Origin of the sequence: Mesorhizobium sp. CO1-1-11 (assembly GCF_020164995.1) — a bacterium.
In the GTDB taxonomy this organism is placed as follows: domain Bacteria; phylum Pseudomonadota; class Alphaproteobacteria; order Rhizobiales; family Rhizobiaceae; genus Mesorhizobium; species Mesorhizobium australicum.
Map to the genome: position 1 here is coordinate 48,753 of NZ_JAIUHE010000020.1, position 14,316 is coordinate 63,068.

At 63.7% G+C, this 14,316-nt stretch carries 15 protein-coding genes; 9 read left to right on the top strand and 6 right to left on the bottom strand.

All coding sequences use genetic code 11. The features are described from left to right. Positions 1 to 77 precede the first annotated feature (77 nt). The gene (locus tag LB554_RS22475; protein ID WP_140712669.1) at positions 78 to 839 is read right to left on the bottom strand and encodes a biosynthetic peptidoglycan transglycosylase; all 762 of its coding nucleotides are present in this window, start codon (positions 837 to 839) and stop codon (positions 78 to 80) included. A gap of 222 nt (positions 840 to 1,061) precedes the next feature. On the opposite strand from LB554_RS22475, the gene LB554_RS22480 reads away from it, so the two are divergent. Together LB554_RS22480 and LB554_RS22485 are read left to right on the top strand one after the other, a co-directional pair. Then, positions 1,062 to 1,979: a polyprenyl synthetase family protein gene (locus LB554_RS22480; RefSeq protein WP_140712667.1), complete on the top strand. Its 918-nt coding sequence runs from the start codon at positions 1,062 to 1,064 to the stop codon at positions 1,977 to 1,979. 111 nt (positions 1,980 to 2,090) lie between these two features. After that, positions 2,091 to 4,430 carry a response regulator gene (locus tag LB554_RS22485; RefSeq protein ID WP_224587015.1) on the top strand — a complete coding sequence of 780 codons (2,340 nt, stop codon included), beginning with the start codon at positions 2,091 to 2,093 and terminating at the stop codon, positions 4,428 to 4,430. Positions 4,431 to 4,443: 13 nt separating this feature from the next. On the opposite strand, the gene LB554_RS22490 is transcribed toward LB554_RS22485, so the two are convergent. The 4 genes from LB554_RS22490 to LB554_RS22505 form a co-directional block, all read right to left on the bottom strand. After that, positions 4,444 to 5,196, bottom strand: a complete 753-nt coding sequence (locus tag LB554_RS22490) for a Stf0 family sulfotransferase (protein WP_015315341.1) — start codon at positions 5,194 to 5,196, stop codon at positions 4,444 to 4,446. Positions 5,197 to 5,322: 126 nt separating this feature from the next. Further along, positions 5,323 to 6,177, bottom strand: coding sequence for a lytic transglycosylase domain-containing protein (locus tag LB554_RS22495; RefSeq protein ID WP_015315340.1), 855 nt, complete (start codon positions 6,175 to 6,177; stop codon positions 5,323 to 5,325). A 5-nt stretch (positions 6,178 to 6,182) separates the two neighbouring features. Next, on the bottom strand, positions 6,183 to 7,436 hold the full coding sequence (ispG, locus tag LB554_RS22500) for a flavodoxin-dependent (E)-4-hydroxy-3-methylbut-2-enyl-diphosphate synthase (RefSeq protein WP_140616683.1): 1,254 nt from the start codon (positions 7,434 to 7,436) through the stop codon (positions 6,183 to 6,185). Positions 7,437 to 7,769: 333 nt separating this feature from the next. After that, on the bottom strand, positions 7,770 to 7,949 hold the full coding sequence (locus LB554_RS22505; protein ID WP_015315338.1) for a YdcH family protein: 180 nt from the start codon (positions 7,947 to 7,949) through the stop codon (positions 7,770 to 7,772). A 238-nt stretch (positions 7,950 to 8,187) separates the two neighbouring features. On the opposite strand from LB554_RS22505, the gene LB554_RS22510 reads away from it, so the two are divergent. Continuing rightward, the gene (locus LB554_RS22510; protein WP_015315337.1) at positions 8,188 to 8,391 is read left to right on the top strand and encodes a YdcH family protein; all 204 of its coding nucleotides are present in this window, start codon (positions 8,188 to 8,190) and stop codon (positions 8,389 to 8,391) included. Between the two features lie 29 nt (positions 8,392 to 8,420). On the opposite strand, the gene LB554_RS22515 is transcribed toward LB554_RS22510, so the two are convergent. Beyond that, positions 8,421 to 9,209, bottom strand: a complete 789-nt coding sequence (locus tag LB554_RS22515; protein ID WP_140712663.1) for an IclR family transcriptional regulator — start codon at positions 9,207 to 9,209, stop codon at positions 8,421 to 8,423. A 170-nt stretch (positions 9,210 to 9,379) separates the two neighbouring features. On the opposite strand from LB554_RS22515, the gene LB554_RS22520 reads away from it, so the two are divergent. The 6 genes from LB554_RS22520 (at position 9,380) to LB554_RS22545 (ending at position 14,131) form a co-directional block, all read left to right on the top strand. Next, entirely contained in the window at positions 9,380 to 10,210 is an 831-nt protein-coding gene (locus LB554_RS22520; protein ID WP_224587062.1) for a transporter substrate-binding domain-containing protein, read from the top strand. A gap of 73 nt (positions 10,211 to 10,283) precedes the next feature. Then, positions 10,284 to 10,949, top strand: a complete 666-nt coding sequence (locus LB554_RS22525) for an amino acid ABC transporter permease (RefSeq protein WP_015315334.1) — start codon at positions 10,284 to 10,286, stop codon at positions 10,947 to 10,949. A 1-nt stretch (position 10,950) separates the two neighbouring features. Then, complete coding sequence (locus tag LB554_RS22530; RefSeq protein ID WP_224587018.1) at positions 10,951 to 11,601, top strand: amino acid ABC transporter permease; 651 nt, start codon at positions 10,951 to 10,953, stop codon at positions 11,599 to 11,601. 5 nt (positions 11,602 to 11,606) lie between these two features. Beyond that, on the top strand, positions 11,607 to 12,401 hold the full coding sequence (locus LB554_RS22535; RefSeq protein ID WP_224587020.1) for an amino acid ABC transporter ATP-binding protein: 795 nt from the start codon (positions 11,607 to 11,609) through the stop codon (positions 12,399 to 12,401). A gap of 37 nt (positions 12,402 to 12,438) precedes the next feature. Beyond that, positions 12,439 to 12,900 carry a RidA family protein gene (locus LB554_RS22540; RefSeq protein ID WP_015315331.1) on the top strand — a complete coding sequence of 154 codons (462 nt, stop codon included), beginning with the start codon at positions 12,439 to 12,441 and terminating at the stop codon, positions 12,898 to 12,900. A 25-nt stretch (positions 12,901 to 12,925) separates the two neighbouring features. Further along, entirely contained in the window at positions 12,926 to 14,131 is a 1,206-nt protein-coding gene (locus LB554_RS22545; protein ID WP_141906882.1) for an aminotransferase class V-fold PLP-dependent enzyme, read from the top strand. Positions 14,132 to 14,316: the final 185 nt, after the last annotated feature.

The window sequence follows — 14,316 nt, forward strand, 5'->3', positions numbered from 1 at the left end:
AAATCTGAGAAAGTCGGGTGCCTATACACGCCTGACACCGTTTTGGCCAGCACTGTGGTGAATCTTTTTTATACCGGCTAGTCCAGGCAACCGACATAGGCGCCGGAGCGGCCGGCGCGCCGCTCGATCAGATTGGCGAGCCTTCTCAAGCCCGGCCCTGGTTTTGCCGGATTGCGGGCGATCGGATTGGGCAGCGTGACGGCGAGAAGGGCCGCCTGCCGTCTGGACAGCTGCTTTGCCGAAATGCCGAAATGGTGCCGCGCCGCCGCCTCGATGCCGTAGATGCCGGGCCCCCACTCGGCGATGTTGAGATAGATCTCCATAATGCGCCGCTTCGACATCACCGCGTCGAAATAGACGGCCAGCGGCAGTTCGACGACCTTGCGCACCGAGCCCAGCGGCCGCGACCACAGGAAGAGGTTCTTCACCGTCTGCATGGTGATGGTCGAGGCACCACGCGTCGCCTCGCCGGCCAGCGCATCATCGACGACCCCCCTGAGCTCGCCAAGATCGACGCCGCGATGAAAGCAGAACTGCCCGTCCTCCGACATGATGACGGAATGGGCGAGCACAGGCGCGACATCATCGATCGACACCCAGCGCCGGTCGTAGCCGGAGAATGTCGCGAGATCCTTCAGCATCAGCGTCGACACTGGATGCACGAAGGACGGCAGGTAGAGAAAGGTCAGCACCACCGGGATGAGCGCCAGCACGGCGGCCACGACGATGCCGCGCCGGACCCAGCGCCTGAGACTGCGGCGGCTCACGCCTCGCGATCTCGTCGCCATGTCCAGCTTTTCGGTCTCATGATCGACGATCGGTTCCGCCAAGCCGCCCAACCCATGCCAGAGAACTCGCTTTGAAACTGGCTCCCGTGAGTCATGTGAGGGTGTTTTCGAGAACCGGAGCGGAGCGTACATTCGAGTACGTGAACACCGGAAGCGCGGAAAACGCCTTCAGATGACCGCAGGAGATGAGTTTCCAAACGGGCTCTTACCGCCCCGGCATAATGGCGCTTGCCTTCTTGCGCAACGTCTGAGTGTCGGCTACCGGTCCCGGCCATGACGAATGACGACGAAATGGCGTTCGAAATGGCGCTCATCAGGCGCGCGGCCGCCGTCGAGGTGATGCTGCGTCGCTTGCTCGACGACCGACCGCTTTCGGGTGAGATCGCTCGGCCCGATCGTCTGATGGCGGCGATGCGCCATGGCGTGTTGAACGGCGGCAAGCGCCTGCGCCCCTTCCTGGTCATGGAAAGTGCCGCCCTGTTTTCCGCCGATGGCGAAGCGGCGTTGCGCGTCGCGGCGGCGCTCGAATGCGTGCATTGCTATTCGCTGATCCACGATGACCTGCCGGCGATGGACGACGATGACCTGCGCCGCGGCCAGCCGACCGTGCACAAGGCCTTTGACGAAGCCACCGCCATCCTCGCGGGCGACGCCTTGCTGACGCTTGCCTTCGACATCATCGCCGGCGAAGCGACGGCGCTGCCGGCCAAACGGCGCGCAGCCCTGGTGCTGGCGCTCGCCCGCGCCGCAGGAGCCGGTGGCATGGTCGGCGGCCAGAAACTAGACCTCGAAGCCGAGCAGGTGCGACCGGACGAGGCCGGCATCATAACACTGCAGGCGATGAAGACTGGCGCGCTGATCCGCTTCGCCTGCGAGGCGGGTGCGATCCTGGCCGGCGCACAGTCGGATGACCTGGAAAGGCTTGCCGAGTTCGGTTCGGCGATCGGCCTGGCCTTCCAGCTCGCCGACGACCTGCTGGATCTGACGGCCGACGCCGAGCAGATGGGCAAGGCGACCGGCAAGGATGCCGCCGCGGGCAAGGGTACGCTGGTGGCCTTGCACGGTGCGGATTGGGCACGCAAGCAGCTCGACGGCCTCGTCGGCCAGGCGCACGCGCTGCTCGAACCCTATGGCGAAAAGGCTGCCCTGCTGAAGGCCGCGGCGATCTTCGTCGCAACCCGTAACAGCTGACGGCAGGCTCATGTCGGTTGCGCGGTGCACCTGCGGTCCACCAACGAAATCTTAATGTAAATGAAGCGTAATCCCAATCCTTAGAATGATGCGTATGTGTTGGGGTTGCGCATGCCGGAATATTCTTCCTTTATCCGGTCCGTCCGGATACGTTATCTTTCAGGATTGTTGGTTTTCGCGCTGGCTTCAGCCGCCATCATGGTTGCGCTCAATCGCGTCAATTCCTTGCGCCATGAAATCGATGCGCTGAGCAGCAATCTCGTCATTTTCACCCGCGATCTGCGCAACGCCACCAGCTTCGCCGAGACAACCAGTTCCGCCTGGCGGATCGAGACGCGCGATGCGCTGACGGCTTCGGCGCGCGACCATTCCGAGCGGCTGACCGGCGAGATCGAGACCCTGACCGCCCAGCTCGCCGCGATCCGCCCGCGCCTGTCGGCCAAGACCGTCAGCGAGCTCGCGGCCGCTTCGGTCAATGGCGACCTGTTCTGGTCGCCGCGTGACATGGTTCGCAACTTCAACCTGATGTCGGTGGCGCAAAAGACCGATGAATGGAGCACTCGCGAGATCCGCAACCAGAACGACCTGTTCGTTCAGCCCATGCTGGTGCGTGTCCGCACCGCGATGGACGACGAACGCCATCAGGCGGACGCGTCCAGCGACCGGCTGCTTTTGTGGGCAAGCGGCTTGTTGTTTGCCGTCCTGGGCATCGTCGCTTTCTGGATCTTCCGCCCGATGGAACAGGCGATCCGTCGCGCCTTTGCCCAGTCGGCCGAATCCTTGTTCAAGGCAGAGGCCGCCGACCGCGCCAAGTCGGAATTCCTGGCCAATATGAGCCACGAGATCCGCACACCGATGAACGGCGTGCTCGGTATGGCCGAATTGCTGGCCAAGACCGAGCTCAACCCGCGCCAGAAGACGTTCACCGACGTTATCGTCAAATCGGGCAACGCGCTGCTCACCATTATCAACGACATCCTCGACTTCTCGAAGATCAATGCCGGGCAGTTGACGCTCGACCCCGCCCCCTTCCGCCTCTCGGAAGCGGTGGAGGACGTGGCGACGCTTGTCTCGGCCCGCGTCGCCGAGAAGAACCTGGAACTCATCGTGCGCGTCGATCCCAGGCTGCCGGCCTATGTCGTCGGCGACGCCGGCCGCTTCCGGCAGATCGTCACCAACCTGGTCGGCAATGCGGTGAAATTCACCGAGAAGGGCCATGTGCTGATCGATGTCGGCGGCGAAACCGTCAACGACGTCGTCCAGCTCAAGCTGCGCGTCGAGGACACCGGCATCGGCATCCCGGCCGAGAAATTGCAGAACGTGTTCGAGAAGTTCGCTCAGGTCGATGGCTCCTCGACCCGCCGTCACGAAGGTACCGGCCTTGGGCTCGCCATCGCCGCCCGCCTCGTCGACCTGATGGCCGGCAAGATCGGCGTCGAGAGCGAGATCGGCCGCGGCTCCGTCTTCTGGTTCGCCGTGCCGCTGCCGGTCCACCGTGCCGAGGCGCGCGACGCCATCGTGCCGGTCGACGTCACCGGCGCGCGTGTGCTGGTCATCGACGACAATCCGGTCAACCGCGAGATCCTGCTAGAACAGCTCAGAAGCTGGAGCTTCGACTGCGCCGCCGCCGAAAGCGGCGCGGTTGGCCTCGCCTTCCTCGATCGCGCCTGCCAGCTCGGCGCCAGCGTCGACTGCATCATCCTCGATTATCAGATGCCCGGCATGAACGGCGCCGATGTCGCCCGGGCCATCGCCGCCGACAGCCGGCTGTCCACCATCCCAGTCGTTATCCTGACCTCGGTCGACCAGGTCGATTTCGGCAAGATGATCATCGACTTCGGTATATCGGCGCATCTGACCAAGCCGGCGCGCTCGGCGGTCCTGCTCGGCACCGTCATCTCGGTCATCCAGAAGGCGCGCTCGCAGGTCGGCAAGGCGCACTTCATTCGCGAACCGATCCAACCGATGCCTCAGCCGGCTCCGCCGGCCTTCACGGTTATCCGCGGCCCCGCCATGCCGATCGCGGCAGTGCCGGAATCGAATGCCGCGCCGAACAGCCCGATCGACATCCTCATCGCCGAGGACAATGACGTGAACCAGATGGTGTTCGGCCAAATCCTCAATGGGCTGGGCTTGAGCTACCGCATCGCAGGCAATGGCCGCACCGCGGTCGAGATGTACCGGTCGCTGCATCCGAGGCTGGTTCTGATGGACGTCTCGATGCCGGAAATGAACGGCTACGAGGCGACACGCGCCATTCGGGCGATCGAGGCGTCGTCGGGCGGCCACATTCCGGTCATCGGCGTCACCGCGCATGCGCTGAAGGGCGACCGCGACAAGTGCATCGAGGCCGGCATGGACGACTATCTGCCCAAGCCCGTTTCGCCCGATCGCCTCGGCGCCAAGATAGGCACCTGGCTCAGCGAAACGGTGGTGGCCAAGACGGCCTGAACTCCGTCCGGCGTCAGACGGTTGCGTCCAGATGGTAGCGGCGCATCCAGTCGAGGCTTGTCGCGTCGGCGAGCTTCGCGACACCCGGTTTCACATCCCCGGCGTTCGGCGACTGTACGCCCAAGGCCTGACAGATGGAAATCAGTGTCGCCGCCGGGCTGCTTGAAAGCCGCTCGTAGCCAATCCGCAGTGGCGTTATGTCTTGCTCGGCGAACCATGTGTTCCACGCTGCGTCATAGGCCTCAAGCTCGGCGACTTCGTCCCTGATACGCTGGAAATCGTACCGCGGTTCTCCTGGCGATCCGACCCTTTCGATCTCCGTTCCATCGGGAGCGACGTGCCAAAGGCCGGTCTGCTCCGCCTTGACCAGGGAGACAGCCTGCGCAAGCTTGTTCTCACGCGACAGATGCACGTAGAGAACGCGACCGAAAGCCCTTTCGAAACGCGCTTTGTCCGACACAAGCCCCGGAAAAATCCGGTCGAGGATCGCTGAAAGCTCGTCCAGGTTTTCTCGCATCAGGCGAAGACCGAAGATTTCCGTACCACCCTTGCCGGCATCGATCGCCGCATTGAGATAGGCAAGCTGGAATTCAAGCTCGCCCATCGTGTCGCGAGGCGGCAGGTTCCATTCTTCGGCCCACTCCGACACATCCTGCCGCCGATAGAATGAGTGTGGATCGCCGGTCGTTCTGGTGGCCGCCAGCAGTTTGCACAGCAAGGTGCTGCCGGTTCTGGGCGTGCCGCAGATAATGTACGCGTCGAACATCGCTGTCCCTGTAGCTGCCGAAGGCGGACCAGCCCACCGGTCCGGCGCCGCTATAGCTGAAATCGTTGCTGGATACGATGGGCACATTCCAACGGCGTGTGCCCCGTGCAGCCCAACCCTCCTCGGCTACCGGTTGCGCACCACCACGCAGGCGCCACCGATGCTTTGCAGTTTCTGGCAGATGACATTGGCGGCGGCGCGGTCGTCGACGCCGATCCGGACCGCGTAGATGCCGCGCCGGCCGATCGGCGTACGCACTCGGCTGACCACCGGATCATGCCCGGCAAGCAGGGCCGGAAAACGGCCCCGTACCCTGAGCCATTGGCTGATCGCGGCGCTGCGGCGGAAATTGCCCGCCACCTGAATGCCCCATGGCTTGATGTTGATTGAGGCCATCGCCACGGTTCTGGACATGATCACCGGCAGCTTGCGGCAGGCGACCGCGAAATCCAGCTTGGCGTCGAGTGGCTCGACTTTGCCGGCATAGGCCCGGTCGGTGAACTTGTCGACCGGCTCGCCCATCACATCGAAGACATAGCTTTCCGTCTCCATCGGCAGGAAGCCACCGGAATTCAGCCAGCGCGACACCCGGCTCTCGCCGGCATTGTAGGCAGCGGCCGCCAGACCGAGATTGCCATAGCCGGCCTTCATTTCGGCGAGATATCTGGCCGACGCCGGAATTGCCTGGTTGATGTCGAAGGAATTTTCCAGCCCCCGCATCTTGGCGGTGCCCGGCATGAACTGGGCAATGCCTTCGGCGCCGACAGGGCTCACGGCGTTGGGATCGAACCGGCTTTCCTTCCAGATCAGGCGGGCGAAGAAATCCCGGGGCAGGCCGTTCTGGTCGGCATGCGCCTGGATCAGGTTACAGACCTTGTCGATCAGCCGCTGCTTGGCCGATTGCGGTGGATCCGCTTGGGCAAGCGTCGACCAGGCCATACCACACAGGAATATCAGCGCCGCCCACGGGAAACGCCGCATCTGGTTTACTCTGCCGCGGCTTTGCCGCCCCGACCGAAGCGCTGGTCAATATAGTCGGCGACCATTTTCTCGAAATCCGCCGCGATCGACGGCCCGCGCAGCGTCGCCGCCTTCTTGCCGTCGACGAAGACCGGCGCGGTCGGCGTCTCGCCGGTGCCGGGCAGCGAAATGCCGATATCGGCATGCTTGGATTCACCGGGACCGTTGACGATGCACCCCATCACCGCGACCTTGAGGTTCTCGACGCCCGGGTATTTCTCCCGCCACACCGGCATGTTCTTGCGCAGGTCCGCCTGGATGTTCTGCGCCAGTTCCTGGAACACGGTGGAGGTGGTGCGGCCGCAGCCCGGGCAGGCCGCGACGATCGGCACGAACTGCCGGAAACCCATGGTCTGCAGCAGTTCCTGCGACACCTGCACCTCGCGGGTGCGATCGCCATTGGGCTCCGGCGTCAGCGAGATGCGGATGGTATCGCCAATGCCTTGCTGCAAGAGGATGCCCATGGCCGCGGAAGACGCGACGATGCCTTTGGAGCCCATGCCGGCCTCGGTGAGGCCGAGATGCAGCGCATGGTTGGAACGGGTCGCAAGCTCGGTGTAGACGGCGATCAGGTCCTGCACGCCGCTGACCTTGGCCGACAGGATGATTTTTTCGCGGCCAAGACCGATTTCCTCGGCCATCTCGGCCGACAGGATCGCCGACTGCACGATTGCCTCGCGCGTCACTTCCTGCGCCGTCAGCGGGAAACCCTTGTCCTGGTTGTCGTCCATCAGCCGCGTCAGGAGCTCCTGGTCAAGCGAGCCCCAGTTGACGCCGATGCGCACCGGCTTGTCATGTTTGATCGCCATCTCGACGATCGCCGCGAACTGCCGGTCCTTCTTATCCTTGAAGCCGACATTGCCGGGATTGATGCGGTACTTGGCCAGCGCCTCGGCGCAAGCCGGATGATCGGCCAGGAGCTTATGTCCGATATAGTGGAAATCGCCGACCAGCGGCACGTTGATGCCAAGCCGCTGCAGCCGCTCATGAATGCGCGGCACGGCGGCGGCACTTTCATCGCGGTCGACGGTGATGCGCACGATCTCGGAGCCGGCGCGGTGCAGCGCCGCGACCTGCGCGACTGTCTGGTCGATATCGGCCGTGTCGGTGTTGGTCATCGACTGAACGACCACCGGCGCGCCGCCGCCGACGACCACGCCGCCGACATCGACGCCGACCGAGGTGCGGCGGGGGAAGGGAGAAGAAAAATATCCGGTCATGCCGGCAGCCTTTTGTCTCTGGAGCGCTATGCGTCTCTCTGAAGCGCGTGCGTCCACCTGGACGCACAAGCCGGGGCCGATGCGTTGAAGTCCGGCATGAGGTGGAGGAGCAAAGATGGCTTGTCAATGGCGACAGGTCGCCACTGGCAGCAATTGGTCCCGGCCGGGACCTGAAACAGCACACGAGCTGGCAGCGGCCAGGCGGGCAAAATGGGTCCGAAGGATATTAGTTTCCGCTTATGGTGCAGCGCTGAAAATCGCAATCACTGCACCGGCGGCTGGCGCCGCCGGCAAGGAAGACCGCCAGTGGTGAGCGGCTATGTCAGGTGAGGATCAATGCGTGGTTGGTTGCGCCCTCAGTTTCTCAATCGCATCCTTGAGTGCCAGCTTGCGTCGCTTGAGATTCCCGATTTCGAGGTCATCAACCGACGGGTGATTCATCGCGTCATCGATTTCGCGTTCGATGTCGCCGTGTTTCCGCTGCAACTCATCAAGATGGGATGCAAGAGACATGATTGGTTCTCCCTTTCATGGTTTCCTCGATTGCAGCCGCCAAGGCACGTCCACCGCAGGTCGTATCTGTGACGGCACAATGACAGTGTGCCACCATCGAGCAGCGATGTCGAATGCTGCGTGGTAGCATTCCACGACAACGTGAAATGTGATATGGGCTGCGCGCCGGTGGCAGAAATTGCCGCCCCCGCCCAACCAGGCCCAGTTTTGGGCGCCGCAGACGTGCAGACGGTAGAGAATGTCCGATCAGGAACAGGCCGATACTCGCCTCGAATTTTCCCGGCTGAAGCAGGAACACGCCGATTTCGATGCCGCGATCAACGCGATGATCGCCATGAATTGCGACCCGCTGCAGATCCAGCGCATGAAAAAGAAGAAGCTGTTCCTCAAGGACCGACTGATGAAGCTGGAAGACAGGATCATTCCAGACATCATCGCCTGAGACGGAATCGCGCCGCCGGCACTTTCCGCCTATGCGCCGATCGAGAGCCCGGCGGCGCGGCCGCGCAGCAGGCCGATGAGATCGGCGGTCCGCTCCTCCGACGTATCGATCGGAACCACCAGGCACATCGTCGCCTCGACCTTGCCTGGCGCTGAAAAGACCGGCACGGCGAGGCATTTCGTATAGGCGTCGACCAGGCCCGAGGTGACGCAGTAGCCGGTCACCCCTGCCTTTGCGATGTCGGCGATGAAATCGTCGAGCCGCAGCTTGCGCCCGTCAGGCAGCACGAGATCGTCATCAGACACCATGGCTTCGATCGCAACTCTATCCAGCCCCGCAAGCAATAGCCGGCCAGACGCGGTCCAGGGCAGCGGTATCTGCAGGCCGGTGGCCGAACTGATGCGGAACGGCCTGGTACCAGGGCTGGAATGGACGATCGTATAGCGGCCGCTCTGCAGCATGCACAATTCCGAGGTCTCGCCCGTCTCGCGCGACAGATGGTCGACCTCCTGGCGCCCGCGCCGCAACAGGTCGTTGCCGCGCACATAGTCCATTCCGTAGAGGTAGAGCTTCTTGCCGAAATAGACGCGATTGCCGTCGCCGGCCATTTCCAGAAGGCCGGCGTCGACCAGCGACCGCACCAGCGTGTAGGTGGTCGAACGCGGCGCATTGACGCCCTTGGCGAGATCGCCAATCCCGATCGCACGCTGCGTCATGTGAAGGAACTCCAGGATCTCCAGGACCCGGTTGAGGCCCTTTTCACGGGACCCCGGCGCCTTCTCGTCGGCCGAAGCAGCCAAAACACTACCATCTTGCATTGTCGATTCCCGGTGCTAGTATCTGTCTTGTACAGGATACATGCGTCTCTTGTAAGAGACAATCTTTGATAATCACTGCCGCGTGTATGGGCTGTGCATAGGGGAACACAACACGAAAGGAGGTCGCCGTGAACGACACATCCGGAAGACGTGATTTTCTGAAATTGGGAATGGCGGGACTTGCCGCGGCCGGCGTGCTGGCAGCCGTCGATGCGCAGAAGGCCGCCGCACAGGCCGCATCCGACAGCCTGCTGCGCACCGTGCTCGACAGAGGCAAGCTGATTGTCGGGACCGGCAGCACCAACGCGCCCTGGCATTTCGAGAACGATGCCGGCGAACTGGTCGGCATGGATATCACCATGGGCCGCATTCTCGCCAAGGGCCTTTTCGACGACCCGACCAAGGTCGAGTTCGTCATGCAGGATCCGGCCCAGCGCATTCCCAACGTGACCACCAACAAGGTCGACATCACCATTCAGTTCATGACCATGACGGCGCAGCGCTCGCAACTGATCAATTTCTCCCGGCCCTACTATGTCGAAGGCGTTGCCTTGCTGACCCTGCCGACCGCCGAGAACAAGACCTTCGACAAGCTGCTGGCCGGTGGTTCGGCGACACGCATTTCCATCCTGCAGAATGTCGACGCCGAAAGTTCCGTCCACTACGCTCTGCCGCAGGCCCAGGTGTTGCAGATCGACACCCAGGCGAACGTGCTGCAGGCGTTGGAGTCCAAGCGCGCCGACGCCGCTGCGGTCGACCTGTCCACCGTGCGCTGGCTCGCCTCGCGCAATCCCGACAAGTATTTCGATGCGGGGAAGAGCTGGTATTCGATGCTTTACGGCGCCGCACTGCGGCAAGGCGATTTGGACTGGCTGACCTTCGTCAACCAGACTTTCACCATCGCCATGTTCGGCCATGAATCGGCGCTCTATGACGCCGCCTTCAAGGACTATTTCGGCCAGGAGCCGCCGGCGCGTCACCCAGGCTTCCCGGTCATCTGATCCCGGATTGCGGAAGGGGGGCGTTGTCGCCCTTCCGCAATCGACCCGACGTCCTTCACACCGAGGCGGATGCATGGGCTATGCCCTTAATTTCAACCTGATCTGGCGGCATTTCGACAAGCTCTGGGGCGGCCTGCTGCTCAGCCTCGAGCTTGCCGTGATCTCGATCGCCATCGGCGTCGTCATCGGGCTGGTGCTCGCGGTCTGGTATGTCTCGGCCGGACGCGTGGTGCGGGCGGTGATCGCCGCCTATGTCGAATTCATCCGCAATGTGCCGCTGATCCTGCTGGTTTATCTCGTTTTCTATGGCCTGCCGACCGTGGTCGACCTGGCCTACAGCGCACCAACCTCGTTTGTATTGACCCTGTCGGTCTATAGCGGCGCCTATCTGGTCGAGGTGTTTCGCTCCGGGCTCGAGGCTGTCCCGCGCGGCCAGCTCGACGCCGGCAAGGCGATCGGCCTGACCCCGTGGCAGAGGCTGTTGCACGTGCGCCTGCCTACAATGCTGCGCATCACGCTGCCGGCGCTCTCCAACACCTTCATCTCGCTGTTCAAGGACACCTCGATCGCCTCGGTCATCTCGGTGCCCGAACTCACCTTCGGCGCCCAGTGGATCAACTTCAACACCTTCCGCATCGTCGAGGTCTACCTGGTCACCACGGCGATGTATCTGGTAACCGGCTATGCCCTGCTTTTCGGGCTGCGGCTCGTCGAGCGCCGGTTCAGGGCGGCGCGCTGACATGCTGAGCCAGATCCTCTACGCACTGCCCTTCCTTGCCGAAGGCTTCGCCGTGACCTTGTGGGTGTCGCTGCTGGTCGTGGTGCTGTCGCTCATCGCCGGCGTCCTGCTGGGCGTCGGCCTGGTCTATGGTCCCGCCCCTTTGCGCTGGGCGGTGCGCATCTTCTCGGACACCATTCGCGGCATTCCGATCCTGGTGCTGATGTTCTTCGTCTACTACGGCCTGCCTGCAATCGGGCTGCATCTGCCATCGTTCTGGGCCGCGGTGTTCGCGCTCACCCTGTTCAAGACGGCGCAGGTCATCGAGTATCTCAGGGGCGCGGTCGGCTCGATCCCGAAGGGACAGTCCGAAGCCGCGATGGCGATCGGGCTGACCTTTCGCCAGCGCCTCACCTACGTCATCTTTCCGCAGGCCTTCAGGCGCTTCCTGCCGCCCTGGATCAATGGCGTCACCGACGCGGTCAAGGGCAGCGCGCTGGTGTCGCTGCTCGGCATCACCGATTTGATGCAGGCTATCAACCAGGTCATCGGCCGCACCTATGAAGCGATGCCGCTCTATATACTGGGCGCGCTCCTCTATTTCGCGGTCAACTACGCACTCTCGCTCGCCAGCCGGCGGCTCGAGCGGCGTTTCTCCTTCATCCGGGAATAGCAACGATGTCCGAAGCCCCAAACGCCGGTCCCGCGCTGCTCGACGTGCGCGATGTCTCCAAGGCCTTCGGCGCCGTCGACGTGTTGCGCTCCGTCAGCCTTCAGGTGAAGCGCGGCGAAGTGGTGACCGTCATCGGCCCTTCCGGCAGCGGCAAGACCACGCTGCTGCGCTGCGTCAACTTCCTGGAGAGCTACGACAGCGGCTCGATCCGCATCGACGGCAAGGAGGTCGGTTTTCGCGAAGCCGGAACGCGTCAGCGCCGTAGCGAACGCGATCTTGCCGCCATGCGCGCCGAGACCGGCATGGTGTTCCAGAGCTTCAACCTCTTCCCTCACCTGACGGCGGCCGGCAACATCATGCTGGGTCTGACCAAGGTGAGGGGAAAGAACGAAGCCGAGGCGCGATCGATTGCCGAACACTGGCTCGGGCGCGTCGGCCTTGGCCACAAGGCCGACAGCCTGCCGGCCGAACTCTCCGGCGGCCAGCAGCAGCGCGTCGGCATAGCCCGCGCCGTGGCCATGGAACCGAAGATCCTGCTGCTCGACGAGATCACCTCCGCGCTCGATCCCGAACTCGTCGGCGAGGTGCTGGCCGTGGTGCGCAGCCTCGCCGAGGATGGCATGACCATGCTGATGGTAACCCACGAAATGGCCTTTGCCCGCGACGCTTCGAGCCGCATCGTCTTCATGGCCGATGGCGGCGTCAGCGCCGTCGGGCCGCCGAAGGATATCCTCGCGGCGGAGACCAGCAACGAACGCCTCCGCACTTTCCTGGCGCGCTTCCGAGCCTCGCATTTCTAAACTCAGGCGGCCAAAGCCGCCCAAGGAGCCTTCATCCATGACGCCTTATATCAGGCTCGCCGAACTCGGCCTGACGCTGCCCGAGCCGCCGACGCCGATCGCCAACTTCGTCACCCATGCCGAGAGCGGGCGGCTGATCTTCCTCTCCGGCCAAGGGCCCCTGCGCGCCGACGGCACGCTCTGCACCGGCAAGGTGGGCGAGGACGTGACGGTCGAGCAGGCCTATCAGCATGCCCGGCTGACCGGGCTCAATCTGCTTGCCGTCATGCATGCAGCCGCCGGCGATCTCGGCCGTATCGTGCGCGTCGTCAAGCTGCTCGGCTTCGTCAACGCGACGCCGACCTTCAGCGACCATCCGAAGGTGGTCAATGGCTGCTCGGACCTGTTCGCCGACGTCTTCGACAAGATCGGCGGCCATGCCCGCTCGGCGATCGGCGTCGGCTCGCTGCCTGGAAACATCACCGTCGAAATCGAAGCGGTCGTCGAGATCGCCGCCTGACCTGCCACCCACGGGATTAGCTCACATGAAAACCTCTTCCGACACCGGCTCCAACACCACCATCCGCGAACGGCTGGGATTGCGGCCGATCATCAACGTCTCGGGCACCATGACCGCGCTCGGCGCCTCGATCATCGTCCCGGAAGCGATCTCCGCCATGGCTGAAATGGCCTCGCAATGGGTGGAAATGGACGATCTGCAGCGCGCCGCGAGCACGGTCGTCGCACGCCTCACCGGCGGCGAGGCCGGCTTCATCACCGCTTGCTGCGCCAGCGGCATCACCATGGCGATCGCCGGTGCGATGACCGGAACCAGCCTGCTCGCCATCGAGCGCCTGCCCGACGACACTGGCGACCTCAAGTCAGAGGTCGTCATCCAGCTCGGCCACATCGTCAATTACGGCGCCCCGATCGACCAGTCGGTCCGCGTCGCCGGCGCCAGGGTGGTGCCCGCCGGCACGGTCAGCGTCACCCAGGACTATCATGTGCGCGAAGCGATCAACGAGCGCACGGCGGCGGGTCTCTACGTCGTCGCCCACCACACCGTGCAATACGGCATGCTGTCGCTGGAGGAATTCTGCGAGATCTGCCACGCCAAGGGCGTGCCGGTGATCGTCGACGCCGCGTCCGAATATGATCTGCGCGGTTTTCTGGCGCGCGGCGCCGATGTCGTCATCTACAGCGGCCATAAATTCCTGAGCGGGCCGACCAGCGGCATCGTCACCGGCCGCAAGGATCTGGTGCGGGCCGCCTATCTGCAGAACCGCGGCGTCGCGCGCGCCATGAAGGTCGGCAAGGAAAGCATCGCCGGCACCATGGCGGCGCTCGAAGCCTGGGAGAAGCGCGACCATGCCGGAATCCGCCGGCGCGAGGAAGCAGCGCTGAACCTGTGGAAGGACGCGCTGCAGGGACTGCCCGGCATCGTCGCCATCATCATTCCCGACCCCACCGCCAATCCACTCGACCGGCTGCAGATATTCGTCTCCCCAGAGAGCCGCTTCACCGCCGCCGGTCTTGCCTCGGCCCTTGCCGCCGGCTCGCCGCCGATCATCGTGCGCAACCACGAGGTCGAGCGCGGCCATTTTTTCCTCGACCCCTGCAACCTTCACCCCGGCGAGGCGGAGATCGTCGCCGAACGTCTGCGCGCCGTGCTGACGGCGAAGGAGCGCCCGGCCGACGCGATGAAGGTCGCCCGCAAGGATTCGTCAGGCGTCTTGCGCTGGCCGGATTGATCGCTAACCGAGCATGCCGACGGCATCGGCTGATCACGCGACTGTGAACAGCCGGATTTGCCCACGCGGGAATAAATCGTCTCTTCAACAAGTCTCCTCGACATACGCCACGGCTGGCGTTGAGGAGACTGGCATGCCCCATCATCGCGAGCACAGCGAACACGGCTGCGGCGTCAGCCGCCGTC

Excerpts from the sequence above, each read along its gene's own strand:
- LB554_RS22480 (WP_140712667.1), top strand. The coding sequence starts at position 1,062 with ATGACGAATGACGACGAAATGGCGTTCGAAATGGCGCTCATCAGGCGC.
- LB554_RS22485 (WP_224587015.1), top strand. The coding sequence starts at position 2,091 with ATGCCGGAATATTCTTCCTTTATCCGGTCCGTCCGGATACGTTATCTT.
- LB554_RS22490 (WP_015315341.1), bottom strand. The coding sequence starts at position 5,196 with ATGTTCGACGCGTACATTATCTGCGGCACGCCCAGAACCGGCAGCACC.
- LB554_RS22495 (WP_015315340.1), bottom strand. The coding sequence starts at position 6,177 with ATGCGGCGTTTCCCGTGGGCGGCGCTGATATTCCTGTGTGGTATGGCC.
- ispG (WP_140616683.1), bottom strand. The coding sequence starts at position 7,436 with ATGACCGGATATTTTTCTTCTCCCTTCCCCCGCCGCACCTCGGTCGGC.
- LB554_RS22505 (WP_015315338.1), bottom strand. The coding sequence starts at position 7,949 with ATGTCTCTTGCATCCCATCTTGATGAGTTGCAGCGGAAACACGGCGAC.
- LB554_RS22510 (WP_015315337.1), top strand. The coding sequence starts at position 8,188 with ATGTCCGATCAGGAACAGGCCGATACTCGCCTCGAATTTTCCCGGCTG.
- LB554_RS22515 (WP_140712663.1), bottom strand. The coding sequence starts at position 9,209 with ATGCAAGATGGTAGTGTTTTGGCTGCTTCGGCCGACGAGAAGGCGCCG.
- LB554_RS22520 (WP_224587062.1), top strand. The coding sequence starts at position 9,380 with ATGGCGGGACTTGCCGCGGCCGGCGTGCTGGCAGCCGTCGATGCGCAG.
- LB554_RS22525 (WP_015315334.1), top strand. The coding sequence starts at position 10,284 with ATGGGCTATGCCCTTAATTTCAACCTGATCTGGCGGCATTTCGACAAG.
- LB554_RS22530 (WP_224587018.1), top strand. The coding sequence starts at position 10,951 with ATGCTGAGCCAGATCCTCTACGCACTGCCCTTCCTTGCCGAAGGCTTC.
- LB554_RS22535 (WP_224587020.1), top strand. The coding sequence starts at position 11,607 with ATGTCCGAAGCCCCAAACGCCGGTCCCGCGCTGCTCGACGTGCGCGAT.
- LB554_RS22540 (WP_015315331.1), top strand. The coding sequence starts at position 12,439 with ATGACGCCTTATATCAGGCTCGCCGAACTCGGCCTGACGCTGCCCGAG.
- LB554_RS22545 (WP_141906882.1), top strand. The coding sequence starts at position 12,926 with ATGAAAACCTCTTCCGACACCGGCTCCAACACCACCATCCGCGAACGG.